Origin of the sequence: Streptomyces sp. NPDC088733 (assembly GCF_044751185.1) — a bacterium.
Classification (GTDB): domain Bacteria; phylum Actinomycetota; class Actinomycetes; order Streptomycetales; family Streptomycetaceae; genus Actinacidiphila.
In genome coordinates, this window is sequence record NZ_JBIVLH010000012.1 from 243,472 (window position 1) to 259,537 (window position 16,066).

The following is a 16,066-nucleotide window of genomic DNA, read 5'->3' on the forward strand; positions in this document are numbered from 1 at the left end:
GCGGAGTTCGAACTTGCCCTCGAACTGCCCGACATCAGCATGTGCGGCCGGTGTCATCCGGAGTGTGACCAAGACGACGAAAGGCGCCCCCCGTGCGACCATGACGAGCCGTACAGGGGCGTTGCGGGCTGCTGGGGGTCCAGCCCTAGGGTTCGGTGTCAGGGGCTTGAGCGGTCGCGGGGGGCTGTAACGGTGTTGGCGGCACGGATGGCACTAACCGTGCTTGCGACGTGGGCCGCCCTGGTCGCGTCGTTGCTGGAGCCTCTGTTTCTGCCACAGCGGTGGCAGTACTACATTTACTCGCCCGCAAGTGTGGGCCTGTGGATGTTGACGATGGTTGTCGCGCCCTTCGTGGTCTGCACCTTCGCGTGGCGGTGGATCAAGTCGGGCGGCAAGTGATCATTTCCGCGGCGGCTCTCAATTGAGGAACTGCACGGCGTAGCCCGCTGCGGTCCCCAGGACGGCGGCGGCACCCGACGCGGTCCACACGCGGCGCGTGGGCGGCACGTCACCGGCCCGGCGTTCACGGACGGGCCGCACTGATGATGCGTCAGCTCCGCTCCGGTGCACCGCCGTCCGTCCCGGCGGTGGGGAGCCCGTCCTCGCGGGGCCGCAGCACGCGGATGGGCGCCCCGAACGCGGCCCGGTCCGTCGCGGAGCGCAGCGCCGCGAGCAGCCGGGGTCCGGCCAGCAGCACCAGCAGGGCGTTGAGGACGCCGCGCGGCAGGTCCCAGCCGAGCGAGGTGGTGAGGTAGAAGCCCGCGTAGCGGCGCAGGTTGTCCAGGGCGCCGGCGTGCGGGTCGTACGCGGTGGCGGCGGCCGGGTCGACGAGGCCGGCCGGCCAGAACCACAGGTTCATCACGACGCCGTACAGGATGCCGCCGACCAGTGCGTAGCCGACCAGCAGGGCGATCTCCGGGCGGCCGGTGACCCGGCGCGGCAGCAGCCCGGCGCCCAGTCCCACCCAGGAGGCGGCGAGCATCTGGAACGGCAGCCAGGGCCCGATGCCCGCGGTGAGCAGGGCGGAGGCGAACATAGCGGTGCTGCCCAGGGCGAAGCCGAAGGCGGGGCCCATGACCCGGCCGCCGAGCAGGAAGACGACGAACATCGGCTCCAGGCCCGCGGTGCCCGCGCCGAGCGGGCGCAGCGCGGCGCCCACGGCGGACAGCACGCCCAGCAGGGCCACGGACTTCGCGTCGGCGGTGCCGTCCAGCAGGGCGCTGACGACCACGCCGAGGATCAGCGCGGTGAGCGCGGCGAACATCCAGGGGGCGTCCTGGCCGTGGGCGACCGGGGAGGACGCGTCGGCGAGGAAGGGCCAGCCGAAGCCGGCGAGGCCGACGAGCGAGACCAGGACGAGGGCGACCGCGGAGCGCGGGCCGATGCGCGGCAGGCCGGGGGTGCGGGCAGCCAGGTGCAGGACGTGCCCGCCGTCGGGGGGCGTCGGCGCGCCGGTCATGCCGGGCTCCCCTGAGCCCTGCCGAGCGCCTGGAGCGCAGCGCGGGCCTCGTCGACGGTGAGCAGCGGCGCCGGCGCGAGGATCTTGGCGGTCTGCGGGGCGAAGGCGGGCGAGGCGGCCAGTGCCGCGACGGCGTCCTCGTCGGCGACGATCTCGCCGTCGGCGAGGACCGCGACGCGGTCGGCCGCCGCGGCGGCGAGTTCCACATCATGGGTGACCAGCAGCACCGCGTGCCCCTCGGCGGCCAGTTGGCGCAGGATCGCGGTGGCGCGGGCCTTGGCGGGGTAGTCCAGGCCGCGGGTCGGCTCGTCGAGCAGCAGCAGTTTCGGGCGGCGGGCGAGGAGCACGGCCAGCGCGAGGGCGAGCCGCTGGCCGCTGGAGAGGGCGCGCGGGTGGGCCTGCGGGTCGATGCCCGGCACCAGTCGCTCCAGCAGCGCGGCCGTGGTGCCGGGCAGGGCGCCGGCCTCGCGGTCGGCGCTCGCGCACTCGCGGTCGACGCGGTCGGTGAGCAGCAGGTCGCCGGGGTCCGAGGGGACCATGCCGACGGCCGCCGCGATCTGACGGCGTTTCAGCTTCAGGGGGTTCTCGCCGCCCACCCGCACCTCGCCCGCGGTGGGACGGTGCAGCCCGGCCAGGCACGACAGAAGGGTGGACTTGCCGGCCCCGTTGCGGCCCATGAGCGCGGTGATCCGGCCCTCGTGGAGGGTGAGGTCGACCCCGCGCAGTGCGGGCACCGGTCCGTGGTGCGCCACCAGCCCGCGCAGCGAGGCGACCGGCTCGCCCTGCGCCGGCGTGGCGCGCGGCACGGGCGCCGCCGCGAGCAGCGCATGGCCGGCGGCCTTGCGTCGGGCGTCGCGCACGCTCAGCGCGACGGGCCGCCAGCCCAGCAGCCGGGACAGTTCGACGACGGGCGGTGCCACGGGCGCGTCGGCCAGGACGTCCGCCGTCGGGCCGTAGCGCACCGGCTCGCCACCGCCGGGCACCAGCAGCGCGGCGTCCGCGTACTGCGCCACCCGCTCCAGCCGGTGCTCGGCGAGCAGCACCGTCGTACCGAGGTCGTGCACGAGGCGGGTCAGGGCGGCGAGCACCTCCTCGGCGGCCGGCGGGTCGAGGGCGCTGGTCGGCTCGTCCAGCACCAGCAGCCCGGGCTGCGCCGCGAACGCGGCGGCCAGCGCGACCCGTTGCTGCTGCCCGGCCGAGAGCGCCCCCAGTGCCCGGGACCGCAGGCCGGCCAGCCCCAGCAGGTCCAGCGTCTCCTCCACCCGGCGGCGCATCGCCTCGGGGCGCAGCGCCAGGCACTCCAGCCCGTAGGCGATCTCCTCCTCGACGGTGTCGGCCACGAAGGCGTCCGCGGGACGCTGCGGCACGACACCGACGGCGTCGGCGAGGTCGCGCGGGGCGTACGCGGCGGTGTCGCGACCCGCGGTGGTCACCGTGCCGTACAGCGTGCCGCCGGTCGCGTGCGGGACGGCCCCGTTGATGGTGCGCAGCAGCGTGGACTTGCCGCTGCCCGTGGCCCCCACGACCAGCACGAGTTCCCCGTCGGGCACGGCCAGGTCGACCCCGGCGAGCACCGGCGCGGTCGCGCGCGGATAGCGGAAGGAGACCTGCTCCCAGTGGACGGCGTTCACGGCTGTTTCCTCGGCTGGTCGGTGGGCCGCTGCGGCCCGTCGGGGACGGGGGTGCGGTCGTGGTCGCCCGGCGGTGGCGGGGTCAGGTGGGCGGGCAGCAGGGCGCAGAGCACCCCGGCGGCGGCGAGCAGCGGCAGACCCGGCGCCTGGAGGGACCAGGGGTCGGGGGCGAGCGCGCTCGCGGGTGAGGTGAGCACGAAGCAGAGCGCGGCGAGGGCGCCGCTCGCGACGGCCGCCCACTCGGGCAGCGTCCACGGGTCGGGGCGGTAGCGGGTGCGCTGCACGGCGGCGCCGCCGAGCCGCATGCCGGCGACGCAGCCGAGCAGTCCGATCGCCAGCAGCACCGGACCGGCGCGGCCCGTGGTCACCGCGCCCAGCGGGCCGACGGGAATCGTGGTGGAGGAGTCCAGGAGTCCGTAGACGCCGACGACGACGGAGGCGAGGCCGCCGAGCAGCAGCGCGTGGACGGTGGCGCGGCGCCCGGCGGGCACCGCGGCGCGCCGCCCGTACCCGCGTGCGTCGAGGGCGGCGGCGGTGGCCAGGGCGCGGTCCAGGGCCTCTTCCAGCACGGGGGCGGCGATCGAGAGCGTGCCGCGCAGCCCCCGGACCGGCAGCGCCCGCAGCCGCCGGGCCCGCCGCACCCGCCCGACGGCGGCGACCAGTTGCGGCGCCGCACTGAGCGCCACGGTGACGGCGACGCCGAGTTCGTGCAGGGCGCGCGGCAGCGCCCGCAGCAGCCGGGCGGGACTGGCCAGCGCGTTGGCGGCGCCGAAGCACAGCAGCATGACGCCCAGGCGCACGCCGTCGCACAGCGCCGAGTACACCGCTTCGGCGGTCACCGGGCCGCCGAGCCTGACCCCGCTCATCCAGGACGGCAGCGGGACCGCGGGCAGGTCGAGCAGCACGGTGGTGCCGCCGTAGCCGACGAGCAGCGACTGGAGCACCAGCCGCACCACCACCACCGCGACGGCCAGCTTCAGGAACACGCCGTAGGCGGCCGCCCAGGGCGCGCCGCTGCGGCGGGCGGCCACCACGTAGCCGGCCGCGGCGCCCAGGAGGGCCAGCAGCAGCAGGTTGGTGGTGCGGCTCGCCGCGGTGGCGAGCCCGAGGGCCCATGCCCACCACGCGAACGGATGGAGTTGGCGGGGCAGCAGCAGCCGCGCGCCGGGGCGCGGCATCAGCCCGACACCTCCGGCGGCGTACGGTCGCGCCGGCGGGCCCGCACGACGGCGGCGCCGGCCAGGGCCGCGACCGCGAGGGTGCCGGCCACCAGCGGCCAGCCGTTCCAGCGCTGTTCGCCGGAGGCGGCGCCGGCCGACGGCACCCCGCGGACGGTCGCGGCCGCGCCGGGGCTGCTCGTGGTGCCCGCCGGCTCGGTGCGGGATCCGACAGGCAGGCCCGGGCTCGGGCTCGGGTCCGGGCTTGTCGCGGCGGCGGTGCCGCGGGTCGCGGTGGGGTTCGGCGTGGCGCCCTTGCCGCTCGCGCTCGGGCGGGCAGCCGGGGGCGAGGTGGTGTCTCGGGTGCCCGGAGCGCCGGTGCCCGGTCCGCCCGCGCCTCCGGCTGACGGTGTGTGCGTCGTGCCGCCCGGCTTCGCGGTGGTCCGCGTCGGCCGGGGCGTCGGTGTCGGTGTCGGCTTCGGCGTGACCGCGCTGCGCGGCGACGGCGGTTCGTTGGCGCCGGAGTCCTGCCACACCCAGGCGTCGATGCCGCCCTTCGCGGGAGTGCGGCCGGCCGGTCCGGCCGCGCCGTACACCCAGGTGCTGGTGCCGGGGAGCATGTACCAGTACGACCAGTACGTGTCCTTGTCCACCGCCCCGCATCCCGTGCCGGGGGCCCCGTCCAGCGCGCAGACGAAGCCGCCGCCGTACGGACCGGAGCCCAGCCGTACCGAGAAACCCGCCTGCTGGAGCGCCTGGATGCCGCTCTGCGGCGAGGGCGCGCACCCGGTCCGGCTCGTGTAGGGGGCGTCCGGGACACCGCGGTCCTCCACGACGACCAGCACACCGGAGCAGCCCCCCGCCGCCGCGGCCGGTGCGGCCGCGGGCCACAGCAGCCCCGCGGCCGCGCCCGCGCAGACCGCCAGCGCCGCCGAAACCCGCCGGATCACGCCCCGGTTCCCGCGGAGCGGCGCCGCCGTGCGGCGATCACGACCGCGGCACCTGCTGCCACGAGAGCCGCGGAGCCCGCCGCGGGGGCCAGCACGGAGGTGCCGGTGCTGGCCAGCGCGCCGCCGGTGCCGCCCGTGCCACCCGCTGCCGCGGAGCCGTCGGAGGCCGGCGCCGCCGCGCTCGGGGTGACCGGGGCGGAGTCGGACGCGGAGGGGGTCGCCGAGTCGGTGGGGGTCGCGGAACCGCCGGGTTCCGTGGGCTCACCGGTCGGGGTGGGCGAGGCCGTCGCGGAGCCGCTGCCGGTGGGGCTCGGCGACGAGCAGTCCAGGGTGGCCAGTCCGTCCGTCGCGCCGGCGCCGTCCACCGTCGCGTACGAGATCCCGGACAGCGCCGTCACCGCCTGCACGGTGGCGCGCAGCGCGCTGCCGTCCGCCGCGGCCTCCTGGTAGCCCACCGCACCGCGGTCCCCGGCCGCGCCGCCGCAGCCGACCTGGCGTGCGCGCAGCCAGCCCGCGCCCTTGTCGGCCGCGGCCCCGCGCCCGCCGGCCCGCAGGGCCTGGGTGGCCAGGGCGGTCGAGTTGGCGTTCACGACGGCCGTGGGGCCGGTGCCGGCGAAGCCGCCGTCCTTGCCCTGCTTGCTCTCCAGCCAGTCCAGTGCCTTGCCCGCGGCGTCCTCCTCCTGGCCCGCGGCGAGCAGGGCCTGCACGACCATGCCGGTGCCGTCCGCGTCGGAGGCGCACTCCGCGCCGGCGTCCGGGAAGAAGACGGGGAAGCCGCCGTCGGCGCACTGGTTGGCGAGGAGGAAGTCCACGGCCAGGGCGGGGACGGCGTCGCCGTCCCGCTTCAGCGCGATCAGGGCCAGCGACTGCGTCAGCGTGTTGGAGTAGTCGTTGACCTCGGCGCCGCCGAAGGTGGCGTGGTCGGTGAACCGGCCGCTGGGCTGCATACGGGAGTTGAGCTGCGCGATCAGGTCGCGGCCCGCGAACGCGCCCGGGTCGCGGTGGCCCGCCTCGGCCACCAGCGCGAGCTTGGCGAGCGAGCCCGCGTAGATGTCGCCGGGCGTGTCGCCGGTGAGGTAGGAATCGGCGTGCGCGGCCAGCCAGTCGGTCGCGGCGGCCGTCTCGGCCCGGCCCGTGCGCGTGGCCGACAGGGCCAGGACGACGTCGGCCGTCAGACCGGCGTCGGCGCCGAAGTCGCCCTCGACGTGGTCGCCGTCCTTCAGCTGGCGGCCCGCCCAGCCGGCCGCGGCCGCGGCGTCCGACGGCACGGCCGGTGCGTCCGGCTCGGCCCATGCGGGCGTCGCGGGGAGGGCGACAAGGGTGGCGGTGATGAGCGCGGGAGCGACCGTGCGGCCGGATATGCGCAACGAAGCCTCCTGAACGGCGGCCCTCGGGACGCACCCAGGAGAGCGGCCGCGCGGTGCGCGGGCGGCCGTGCCCGTGGGCCTCGTCCCGTGACCGCGACGGATGAGAACCGGTGCCGCCGGCGGGTCACCGGGCTCGCCGCGGACGGCATCACGGATGCCGCGCGGCCCACCGTTGCGGGCCAGCGCCGGAATTCGACCGGCTTCCCCCACCAGAGGCGCAGGGAAGGCTACGTCCCGGAGCCGCGCCGCTTCAAGGCGGCATCGGCGAGTGTGACCACGCCCACGCGCCCGTCACCTGCGGCAACGCCCGCCCGCGCGGCTCGCGCAGGCTGAACTCCCTGACCCCTCGGCCACGTTGCCGGCCGGCGCCGGCAGGGGACGCCGGGAGGGCACAAGCCCGGCGGGCCGGCGCTCCACGGCCGCCCCGACCCACCCCCCTGACGGCCCGGAACCGGTCCGGCATGTCCGGCGGTCACCGGCGCCCGGCACACGCGGGGCGGTGGACCCCGCAGGGCCCCGCGGCCAGGGCCCGTCAACGCACAAGCCGCACCAGCGGGCACCCCCCGCCCGGGGCACTCCCCCCGACGCGGCCGACGGTCCGCGCCGCCCGGACAACGCGTGTTCCCGGCCGAGGGGAACCGGTCAGCGGCGCAGCAGGTAGGTGTCCATGATCCAGCCCTTGCGCGCCCGCGCCTCGGTGCGCAGCTCGCGGATGCGTTCGGCGGTCTCGGCGAGCGGGCCGGAGACGAGGATCTCGTCGTCGGTGCCGAGGTAGGCGCCGTAGTGGATGGCGACGCCCTCGGGGTCGATCCCGGCGAAGGCCGCTTCGCCGTCGAGCATGACGACGACGTCGTCGACGCCCTCGGGGATGCCGCCCTCGGCGAGCCGGCGGCCGGTGGTGATCTGGAGGGGGCGGCCGACGCGGGTGAGCGTCGTGCGGTGGCGGGCGGCCAGGACGGAGACGCTGCTGATGCCGGGGATCACCGCGTAGGTGAAGGGGGTGGCGTCCGGGCGGGCGCGGACGTCGTCGAGGACGGCGATGACGCTGTCGTACAGACTCGGGTCGCCCCACACGAGGAAGGCCGCGGTCTCCTCCGGGCCGACCTGCTCGGCGACGAGGCGTTCCACCACGTCGGCCCGGCGGCGGCGCCAGTCCTCGACGGCGGCCGGGTAGCCGGGGGCGGTGCGGTCGCGTTCGGCGTCGGGGACCTCGACGACACGGTGGCCCGGGCGGGCGTGCTCCTCCAGCATGCCGTGGCGCAGCCGCACCAGTTCCTGGCGTTCGCCGGTCTTGCCCAGGACGAGGAAGACGTCGGTCCCGGCGATGGCCTTGACCGCCTGGAGGGTGAGGTGGTCGGGGTCGCCGGCGCCGATGCCGATCACGTGTATGTGTCGCATGGGGTGATTGTGCCGCCTGTTGACGCTGGGACGTCGCCCCGCCCGGCCTGTTCCCGCACCTCCTGTGAACTCCGTCACCCGGCGACGAGCGCTTACGGCACCGCATAGTAGACGGACCCCGAACGGCATTTACCCGCGATCTCTGCCGCATCGGACATTTGGCGCACAGGGGGACGGACTGCGCGCGATCCGCGTGTCGCTTCCCGCTCTCCGCCCGACACGGGCGGCATCCTGAAGGAACGTCAGATTTTCACAACAAGGCGCCGAACGGGCACACGCATGCCCTGCTCTGCGGCGCAAGGATCGACTTCGCTACGAGTCGGCGTAGTAACGATCTTCCATTGCCCCGCTCTCGGGACGGTCCGCACAATGGCCGAGCCCGCACGGCGTCACAGCAGCTCAGGCGGGATGTGAACACGGACGCCGAACCACCGAGTGAGGTCACGCAATGACGAACCACCGCCGGACGACGCGCCATCGCAAGATCATCGTCGCCGCCCTCGCCGTCGCCGCCGTGGGAGTGCCCTCGGTCGCCATGGCATCCATCGACAGCCCCCGGCACGACGTCCGCCACGGCGCCTGGTCCCGCGGGCACTGGCAGAACGGGCACTGGGCCGGCCAGTGGTCGCACGGCAACTGGGCCGGCTCCCCCTCCTCCGCCCCCCAGGCACCCGCACCCCCGGCCTCCGCCCCCTCCCAGGCACCCGGCTCCGCGCCGTCCGGCACCCTGAACGGCAACCTCACCTCACTGGTCAAGCTCGTCAACCAGGAGCGCGCCAAGGCCGGATGCTCCGCGCTGACGGTCAACGCCAAGCTGACCGACGCCGCCCAGGAGCACAGCGCCGACATGGCCGACACCGGCACCATGTCGCACACCGGCTCGGACGGCTCCACCCCCTCGGACCGGATCAGCGCCGCCGGCTACAACTGGCGGTCCTACGGCGAGAACGTGGCGTACGGCTACTCCTCCCCCTCCGCCGTGATGAAGGGCTGGATGAACAGCCCCGGCCACAAGCGGAACATACTGGACTGCTCCTTCAAGGAAATAGGAGTCGGCCTGGCGCAGCCGGGCAGCTACTGGACCCAGGACTTCGGCGCCTCCCGCTGAGACGACGCCCGAGGGGCCCGGCCGCGATCGCGGCCGGGCCCCTCGGCTTGTGCACCGGGGTACTGCGGCGCCGGTCAGCGCAGCCCGCGCCCCAGAGCCGTGATCAGCTCACCGTCGGGGGTGTCCCCGCTCAGCTCCCAGAAGAAGGCACCGCCGAGCCCCTGGTCCTTGGCCCAGGCGGCCTTGCCGCGCAGGGTGCGCGGCGTGTCGTAGCTCCACCACTCGTCCCCGCACCGGGCGTACGCCGTGCCCGCGACCGTACCGGTGGCAGGGCAGCGCGTCTTGAGCACCTTGTAGTCCTCGCTGCCGTCCTCCCACAGGCCCGGCGCCGGGCCGGTGGCGCTGCCGCCGGGCGCCGACTGCGTCACCCCGGTCCAGCCGCGGCCGTAGAAGCCGACACCGAGGAGCAACTTGCGGGCCGGGACGCCCAGCCGGCGGAGCTTCTCGACGGTCGCCACGGCGTTGAAGGTCCGCTCCGGGATGCCGCGGTAGGCGGTCAGCGGCGAGTGCGGGGCGGTGGGACCGGTGGCCGACCAGGTGCCGAAGTAGTCGTACGTCATCGGGTTGTACCAGTCGACGTACTTCGCCGCGCCCCCGTAGTCGGCCGCCTCCAGCTTGCCGCCTGGTGAGGCGTCCGCGGTGACGGCGGCCGTCAGCAGGTCCTTGTGGCCGAAGCGCTCGCGGAGCGCGCGCATCAGACGCGGATACGCGGAACGGGCGCTGGTGTCGCAGGTCATGCCGCAGGCGCCCGGGTACTCCCAGTCGATGTCGATGCCGTCGAAGACATCGGCCCAGCGCGGGTCCTCGACGAGCCGGTAGCAGGAGTCGGCGAAGGCCTTGGGGTCGGCCGCGGCCTGGCCGAATCCGCCGGACCAGCTGAACCCGCCGAAGGACCAGAGGATCTTGAGGTCCGGGTACTGCTTCTTCAGCTTCCGCAGCTGGCCGAAGTTGCCGTGCAGCGCGCCCTCGGCAGTGCTGTCGGCGACGCCGTCGACACTGCCCGCCGCGTCGTACGGCTGCTCGTAGTCGGCCCAGGAGTCGCCGACGGCGCACTTGCCGTCCGTCACATTGCCGAAGGCGTAGTTGATGTGGGTCAGTTGAGCCGCGGAGCCGGAGGTCGCGATGTCCTTGACGTGGTAATTGCGGGCGTAGACGCCCCAGTCGATGAAGTACCCGACGACTTTGGACCGGCTGTGGCTGTCGTGGTGGCCGTGCCCCTGGCCCTGTGCGTGTGAGGATCCGTGGGAGGCCACGGCGGCGGTCGCGGGCTGGGCCGCGGCGGGGCCGGTGACCAGGCCCGCCGTGAGCAGCGCGGTGCCTGCGGCGACGAGGCCGACGAGGGTTCTGCGGACGCGTGATCCCTGCTGTCTGGGCATGCGGTTACCTCGGGTCGGAGACGGGTGGAGACGCGCGGGAGTGCGGGGCCACCCTAGGAGGACTAGACCAATGGGGTCAATGGTCTGCACCATTACGGAATCCAGCCCTCCGCGACCGGGCGTCAGCCGCGCCCGTCGCCGCCCGACGGGCCGTCAGCCCCGCAGATGGTCCAGCCCCGGCGCCCGGTCCAGGTAGCCCCGCAGCAGACGCCCCGCGACAGCGACGGAATCGACGAGCGGGTGCAGGGCGAAGGCCCGCAGCGCGGCGGCGCGGTCGCCGGTGGCCGCGGCCAGGATCACATCCCGTTCCACGGACTTGACGGCGGTCACCAGGCCCACCGCGTGACCGGGCAGCGGGTCGCCCGCGATCGGCCGGGCACCATTGGCATCCACGAAGCACGGCACCTCGACGACCGCGTCGGCGTCCAACGACTCCAGGACGCCGCGATTGCGGACGTTCAGGATCAGCGTCGTACGCTCGTCCCGCGCGATGGCCCGCATCAGGGCGAGCGCCACGTGCTCGTACCCGCCCGACTCCAGGTCGGCGGCGTCCCGTTCGCCCGCGCCCGCCGCCTCACGGACATCCGCCCCGTAGGTGACCTCGCGCTCCAGACGGGTCGCGTCCCAGGTCGCGAACGGCGGCGTGCCGGGCTCCCGTACACGGTCGTAGAAGCTCCGCTGCTGGTCCAGGAGGAAGGCACCGCGGGTCAGCTCCGCGGCGCGGGCCGCGGTGACGGCCTCCCGCTCGAAGTAGTAGTAGTGCAGGTACTCGTTGGGGACCGCGCCGAGCGCGCGCAGCCAGTCCGCCCCGAAAAGCCGCCCCTCCTCGAAGGACGCGACCGCCGCGTCGTCGGCGAGCAGGCGCGGCAGCACGTCGACACCGTCGACCCGGACGGCGCTCAGCCACCCCAGGTGGTTCAGCCCCGCGTACTCCAGCCGGGCCCGCGCCGGATCGACACCGAGCGCATGGATGACGCGCCGGCCGAGGCCCACCGGGGAGTCGCAGATACCGATGACACGATCACCCAGGTGCTGCGCCATGGCCTCGGTGACCATGCCCGCGGGATTGGTGAAGTTGATGACCCAGGCGTCGGGCGCGAGCCGCGCGACGCGGCGGGCGATGTCGACCGCGACGGGGATCGTGCGCAGCCCGTACGCGATGCCGCCGGCGCCCACCGTCTCCTGCCCGAGCACCCCCTCGTCCAGCGCGACGCGCTCGTCCACGACACGGCCGGCCAGTCCCCCGACACGGATCGCGGAGAAGACGAAATCGGCCCCGGTGAGGGCCTCGTCCAAGTCGGTGGTGACGGTCAGGGCGGGCCCGCCGCCTCCGGGGGCCTCGGCCTCGGACATCTCGCGCAGCACCCGCACAACGGCGTCAAGGCGCTCCGCGTCGAGGTCGTGCAGCGTGACGTGCGTGACCCGGCCCTCGGCGCGGTCCCGCAGCAGGGCCCGGTGCACCAGCGGAACGCGGAACCCGCCGCCGCCGAGAATCGTGAGCTTCATACCTCGGCATCCTCCACCCCCGCCCCCTCGGACGAGGTCCGGGTCCTCGCGTCGACCGGCCCGACACTACCGGGGGACGGCCCGCGGAACGCGTCGCGCCGCGGAGGGTGACGGGTTGGCAAGATCCCGGGACCCGGGCCGGGCAGCCGGCTGCTTTTGCGCGCGCGCAAGGTGTGACGACACGGGGCGCCGCGCGCGAGGCGGAGCCGGCCCCGTCGTTCTCGACCCTCGCATTACTTTTCCAGCGGATCGGAAAACCCAGCTCAGGAGGCTCCCCGCCCTGCCCCCGGACCTGCGCGGTCGCCAAGACCAGGCGCACCAGCCGGGACCGCTCGTGGCGCGGACTGACGACCTTGCGTGCCAGTCGCGCCCCTCAGGAACGGCCCCGCGGATCTCGACCTCCCGAGAAGCGCTCGGCATCCGGTCCGGACGCCCGGCAGACCCGCCCCTACCCTGCTCCCATGGACGAGCCCGCCATCCGACAGCTCCGCTCCGCCCGGGACCGTGCCCTCGGGGACCCGGGCATCGCCACGTCCCGGTCCCGGGCGGAGCGGCTGCGGAAGGCCACCAACGTGCTGGAACGCGCGGCCGCCGACGTCCCCCGGGAGTCGCTCCGCAGCCTGGACACCCTGTTCGCCGACGACGTCCTCGGCCATCCCGAGCGACCTGACACCGTCCTCGGCCGGATCGCGGCCGGCCTCTACCGCACCCGGGGCGCCGACGTCGGCAAGGAACTCACGGCTGCCAGCCGGCGCGACATCATGGACGGCATCGCGGACCTCAACCGCGCCGCCCGGCGGCCCCCGTTCTGGTGGGAGGCCCGCGGCATGCGCCCGTGGTCCAAGCACACCAAGGAGCCCCTGGACGTCACCGGCCACATCGTGCTGCGCCGGGCCCTCAGCACCCCGGTGACCGCCCGGCGCGAGCCGTACCGGCTGCGGATGCTCGCGGCGCTCGAGGTCCTGTGGGCCACCGGTGTCCCCCGCGAGGGCCTGGTCGGCGCCGATACAACGGACCTGGTCGACGAGGAGTCCCGCATCCGGCTGACGGTGAACCTGCCCGGCCGCACGACCGCGGTGCAGGAGGAGTTCGTGCTCCCCCGCTCCGCGCGGTCCGCGCTCCGCCTGTGGCTGCCGGTACGCCGGCAGGTCATCGCCCAGCACTTGGACGCCGGTCCCGACCACCCCGCGAACCAGGCGCTATTCGTCACGCTGCGGCACACCGTGGCCGAACCGGCGTCGGGTGCCTCGCGGATGGTGCCGCCCGGTATCCGCATCACCGGGAACGGCCTGGAGACCGACTACAGCAAGTGGGCCCGCACCCTCAACGGCGAGCACGTCGGCCAGAAGGGCTGGCCGGTCCCCACCGACCTGTACACCGTCGCCCGGGGCGGCGCCGCCCAGCGTGCGGCCAAGGGCCGTTCTCAGGGACGTGGCGCTACCCGTTAGTCACCCGGCATCTCCCCGGGCCACGACGGCTCGCACACGGGCCCCGGGGGCGGCCCGCGAAACGCAGAAGCGGTGCGGCATCGCGCCGCGCAGCGTGACAGGCCGTCAAGGGGAGGGGCCGTCGTGGGCGTGTACGTGGGCGTGCGGGGATTCGTCGAGTGCGACACCGGACAACTCGCCGAGCTGAAGCGGATCATCGCGTCACCCGAGGTGGTCCGCACCTATGTCGGCGGCTGGGGGTTCCCCGCCGTCCACCACAACTGGACGTCCTACGCCTTCTACGGTGCCGGCGTCCGCGAGAGCGCCCTCGGCGACGTCCTGGACATGATGCGCGTCGTCGCGCGAATCCCGCCCGACACGGACGCGTGCCACGTCACCGGGCTGTTCCTGGTGAGCCATGAGGTCGACGGCATGGACGAGTGGCAGGTCCGCGGCGGCGAGGTGCACATCCGGCCGGGCCGCCCCGACCACCGCTACCTCGACACCTGACGCCCCCGCGCGCACGTGCAGGCATCACCGGGCCCGGGCCGGGTAGGCGCGAGCCAGCCCGTGCGGCGAACGGGTGGCAGCGCCCGCGTGGGCGGCGCGCGGGCGCTGCGGGGAACGGCCCGGCCGGCAGGACCTGACCGGCGGTGCGGTCGGACGGGGCGGGCGCGCAGTCCGGCGCCGGATGGCGCGTGGCGGTGCCCGGGCACGGGCACCCCGGGCGGCTACGGTCCGGGCATGGGACCGGGAATCGTCTTCGCGCTGTGCGCAGCACTGTTCATGGGAACGGCGACGGTCCTGCAGGCCATGGGCGCGCGGCGGGCCGTGGCCGCGACGCCCGGCGCCGCGGGATCGGGCGCCCGCACGCTCGTGGCGGCCCTGCGGCGATGGCCGTTCGTGGCCGGTGTAGCACTCGACATGGCGGGCTTCGCCGCGGAGTTGGTGGCGCTGCGGTCGGTGCCGCTGTTCGTGGTGGAGGCGGCGCTCTCGTCCTCCCTGGCCGTGACGGCGGTCGCCGCGGCCCTCCTGCTGGGCGTGCGGTTGCGGCGCCAGGAGTGGGCCGCGGTCGCGGCCGTGTGCCTGGGCCTGGTCGTCCTGGCGGTCTCCGCGGGACGCGACGGCCACGGCGAGGGCACCGAACGGCTGCGGCTCGCGGTCCTCGTGGCGGCCCTGGCGCTGGCCGTCGCCGGCCGGGTCACCGAGCGCGCCGCGCCCCGCAACCGCGCGGCCGTCCTCGGCGCGGTCGCCGGGCTCAGCTTCGGCGTGGTGGCGGTGGCCGTGCGGATGCTCGTGGGCTTCACGCCGCGGGAACTCCTCACCGACCCGGCCGCGTACGCGGTGGCCGTGGCCGGCGTCACCGGCTTCGTCTTCCTGGTCGACGCCCTCCAGTCGGGTTCGGTGACCGCCGCCACCGCGGCCATGGTGATCACCGAGTCGCTGTGGCCTGCGGTCTTCGGCGTCGTCTGGCTGGGCGACACCACCCGCCACGACCGCGCACCGCTGGCGGTCCTGGGCTTCGCCCTGTCCATCGCGGGCGCCCTGGCCCTCACCCGCTTCGGAGAGGCGGAGCAGACCGCCCCGCCTCCCTGAAAGGCCGGTGACGCGGCCAGGACGGCGGGACCGGGGCCCGCACACGCGCGTCGACCCGCGAACGCCCCAGCCCAGGCCCATTTCGGGCAGGCGGAACGCGACCGCCCCGCCTGCCTGAACCCGCCCCGGGGACGGGATCAGAACCCGGCCGGATCGACGCCGCGCCCAGCACGCCCGCGGCAGCCCCCGCAGGCCGGTGTCGCGCTCGACACGGCAAACGCCCCGGCCCGGGGCCCGATTCAGGGAAGCGGAACGCGACCGCCCCGCTTCCCCGAGCCCGGCCCCGGGACGGTCAGGACCCGGCCAGATCCACGCCGCGCCCAGCACGCCCGCGGCAGCACCGCAGGCCGGTGCCGCGCTCGACACGGCAAATGCCCCAGCCCGGGGCCCGATTCAGGGAAGCGGAACGCGACCGCCCCGCCTCCCTGACCCCGCGCCCCGGCACGGTCAGTGGCCCGGCCATGTCCAGTCCGTGACCTCCGGGAGGTCGACGCCGTGCTCCCGGATCCACGCGTGGTGCCGCAGCCGTACGTCCTCCATCTGCTGCCGTACGGCGGCGGCGCGCACCGCGAGGCCGGGGACGCGGTCGATGACGTCCATGACGAGGCGGTAGCGGTCGAGGTCGTTGCGGACCACCATGTCGAAGGGGGTCGTGGTGGTGCCGATCTCCTTGTAGCCGCGCACGTGCAGGTTGTCGTGGCCGGTGCGGCGGTATGCCAGGCGGTGGATGAGCCAGGGGTAGCCGTGGTAGGCGAGGATGACCGGCTTGTCGCGGGTGAAGAGGGCGTCGTACTCCGGGTCGGTCATGCCGTGCGGGTGCTCGTCGTTGGGCAGCAGCCGGGCCAGGTCGACGATGTTGACGACGCGCACGGCGAGTTCGGGCAGGTGCCTGCGGAGCAGCGAGGCGGCGGCCATCACCTCCAGGGTGGGGACGTCGCCGGCGCAGGCCAGGACGACGTCCGGTTCGCGGGTGCCGTCCTCGGTGCCGGCCCACGTCCACACGCCCGCGCCGCGCGCGGTGTGGGCGCGGGCGGCCTCCAGGTCCAGCCAGTCGAAGCAGGGCTGCTTCCCGGCGACCACCACGTTGACGT

General features: G+C 75.2%; 12 protein-coding genes, 1 pseudogene and 1 riboswitch. Of the genes and pseudogenes, 4 read left to right on the forward strand and 9 right to left on the reverse strand.

Annotation, left to right across the window (positions count from 1 at the left end; all coding sequences use genetic code 11):
* Positions 1 to 550 precede the first annotated feature (550 nt).
* The 6 genes from ACIP64_RS23695 to cobF all read right to left on the reverse strand — a co-directional run bounded on the left by ACIP64_RS23695 (position 551) and on the right by cobF (position 7,962).
* Positions 551 to 1,459 carry an ECF transporter S component gene (locus tag ACIP64_RS23695; protein WP_401590102.1) on the reverse strand — a complete coding sequence of 303 codons (909 nt, stop codon included), beginning with the start codon at positions 1,457 to 1,459 and terminating at the stop codon, positions 551 to 553.
* Positions 1,456 to 3,090, reverse strand: a complete 1,635-nt coding sequence (locus ACIP64_RS23700; RefSeq protein WP_401590105.1) for an ABC transporter ATP-binding protein — start codon at positions 3,088 to 3,090, stop codon at positions 1,456 to 1,458. Before ACIP64_RS23700 ends, ACIP64_RS23695 begins: the two co-directional genes overlap by 4 nt.
* Entirely contained in the window at positions 3,087 to 4,268 is a 1,182-nt protein-coding gene (locus ACIP64_RS23705; RefSeq protein WP_401590108.1) for an energy-coupling factor transporter transmembrane protein EcfT, read from the reverse strand. Before ACIP64_RS23705 ends, ACIP64_RS23700 begins: the two co-directional genes overlap by 4 nt.
* Positions 4,268 to 5,197, reverse strand: coding sequence for a hypothetical protein (locus ACIP64_RS23710; protein ID WP_401590111.1), 930 nt, complete (start codon positions 5,195 to 5,197; stop codon positions 4,268 to 4,270). The genes ACIP64_RS23705 and ACIP64_RS23710 overlap by 1 nt, the downstream gene beginning before the upstream one ends.
* A complete protein-coding gene (locus tag ACIP64_RS23715) occupies positions 5,194 to 6,564 on the reverse strand; it encodes a prenyltransferase/squalene oxidase repeat-containing protein (protein WP_401590114.1) in 1,371 nt (456 codons plus the stop codon). Before ACIP64_RS23715 ends, ACIP64_RS23710 begins: the two co-directional genes overlap by 4 nt.
* Before the next feature lie 121 nt (positions 6,565 to 6,685).
* Positions 6,686 to 6,771, reverse strand: a riboswitch (cobalamin riboswitch).
* Positions 6,772 to 7,206: 435 nt separating this feature from the next.
* Positions 7,207 to 7,962, reverse strand: coding sequence for a precorrin-6A synthase (deacetylating) (gene cobF, locus ACIP64_RS23720; RefSeq protein ID WP_401590117.1), 756 nt, complete (start codon positions 7,960 to 7,962; stop codon positions 7,207 to 7,209).
* Positions 7,963 to 8,410: 448 nt separating this feature from the next.
* On the opposite strand from cobF, the gene ACIP64_RS23725 reads away from it, so the two are divergent.
* Positions 8,411 to 9,070, forward strand: a complete 660-nt coding sequence (locus ACIP64_RS23725; RefSeq protein WP_401590120.1) for a CAP domain-containing protein — start codon at positions 8,411 to 8,413, stop codon at positions 9,068 to 9,070.
* Between the two features lie 74 nt (positions 9,071 to 9,144).
* On the opposite strand, the gene ACIP64_RS23730 is transcribed toward ACIP64_RS23725, so the two are convergent.
* Together ACIP64_RS23730 and ACIP64_RS23735 are read right to left on the reverse strand one after the other, a co-directional pair.
* The gene (locus ACIP64_RS23730) at positions 9,145 to 10,446 is read right to left on the reverse strand and encodes a glycoside hydrolase family 18 protein (RefSeq protein WP_401590123.1); all 1,302 of its coding nucleotides are present in this window, start codon (positions 10,444 to 10,446) and stop codon (positions 9,145 to 9,147) included.
* Between the two features lie 153 nt (positions 10,447 to 10,599).
* On the reverse strand, positions 10,600 to 11,952 hold the full coding sequence (locus ACIP64_RS23735; protein WP_401590126.1) for a 6-phospho-beta-glucosidase: 1,353 nt from the start codon (positions 11,950 to 11,952) through the stop codon (positions 10,600 to 10,602).
* A gap of 461 nt (positions 11,953 to 12,413) precedes the next feature.
* Here ACIP64_RS23735 and ACIP64_RS23740 point away from each other — a divergent pair, with 461 nt between their 5' ends.
* From ACIP64_RS23740 to ACIP64_RS23750, 3 genes are all read left to right on the forward strand, one after another.
* The gene (locus ACIP64_RS23740; protein ID WP_401590129.1) at positions 12,414 to 13,400 is read left to right on the forward strand and encodes a hypothetical protein; all 987 of its coding nucleotides are present in this window, start codon (positions 12,414 to 12,416) and stop codon (positions 13,398 to 13,400) included.
* A 123-nt stretch (positions 13,401 to 13,523) separates the two neighbouring features.
* The gene (locus ACIP64_RS23745) at positions 13,524 to 13,889 is read left to right on the forward strand and encodes a hypothetical protein (RefSeq protein WP_401590132.1); all 366 of its coding nucleotides are present in this window, start codon (positions 13,524 to 13,526) and stop codon (positions 13,887 to 13,889) included.
* 234 nt (positions 13,890 to 14,123) lie between these two features.
* On the forward strand, positions 14,124 to 14,975 hold the full coding sequence (locus tag ACIP64_RS23750) for a DMT family transporter (RefSeq protein ID WP_401590135.1): 852 nt from the start codon (positions 14,124 to 14,126) through the stop codon (positions 14,973 to 14,975).
* A 447-nt stretch (positions 14,976 to 15,422) separates the two neighbouring features.
* Here the strand turns inward: ACIP64_RS23750 and ACIP64_RS23755 are convergent.
* Positions 15,423 to 16,066 (reverse strand): annotated as a pseudogene (locus ACIP64_RS23755) (phosphoketolase); the annotation flags it as partial.

Bases quoted from the DNA above. Each gene is read 5' to 3' on its own strand.
- cobF (WP_401590117.1), bottom strand. From the start codon at position 7,962: ATGCGACACATACACGTGATCGGCATCGGCGCCGGCGACCCCGACCAC.
- ACIP64_RS23730 (WP_401590123.1), bottom strand. From the start codon at position 10,446: ATGCCCAGACAGCAGGGATCACGCGTCCGCAGAACCCTCGTCGGCCTC.
- ACIP64_RS23705 (WP_401590108.1), bottom strand. From the start codon at position 4,268: ATGCCGCGCCCCGGCGCGCGGCTGCTGCTGCCCCGCCAACTCCATCCG.
- ACIP64_RS23695 (WP_401590102.1), bottom strand. From the start codon at position 1,459: ATGACCGGCGCGCCGACGCCCCCCGACGGCGGGCACGTCCTGCACCTG.
- ACIP64_RS23750 (WP_401590135.1), top strand. From the start codon at position 14,124: ATGGGACCGGGAATCGTCTTCGCGCTGTGCGCAGCACTGTTCATGGGA.
- ACIP64_RS23735 (WP_401590126.1), bottom strand. From the start codon at position 11,952: ATGAAGCTCACGATTCTCGGCGGCGGCGGGTTCCGCGTTCCGCTGGTG.
- ACIP64_RS23725 (WP_401590120.1), top strand. From the start codon at position 8,411: ATGACGAACCACCGCCGGACGACGCGCCATCGCAAGATCATCGTCGCC.
- ACIP64_RS23740 (WP_401590129.1), top strand. From the start codon at position 12,414: ATGGACGAGCCCGCCATCCGACAGCTCCGCTCCGCCCGGGACCGTGCC.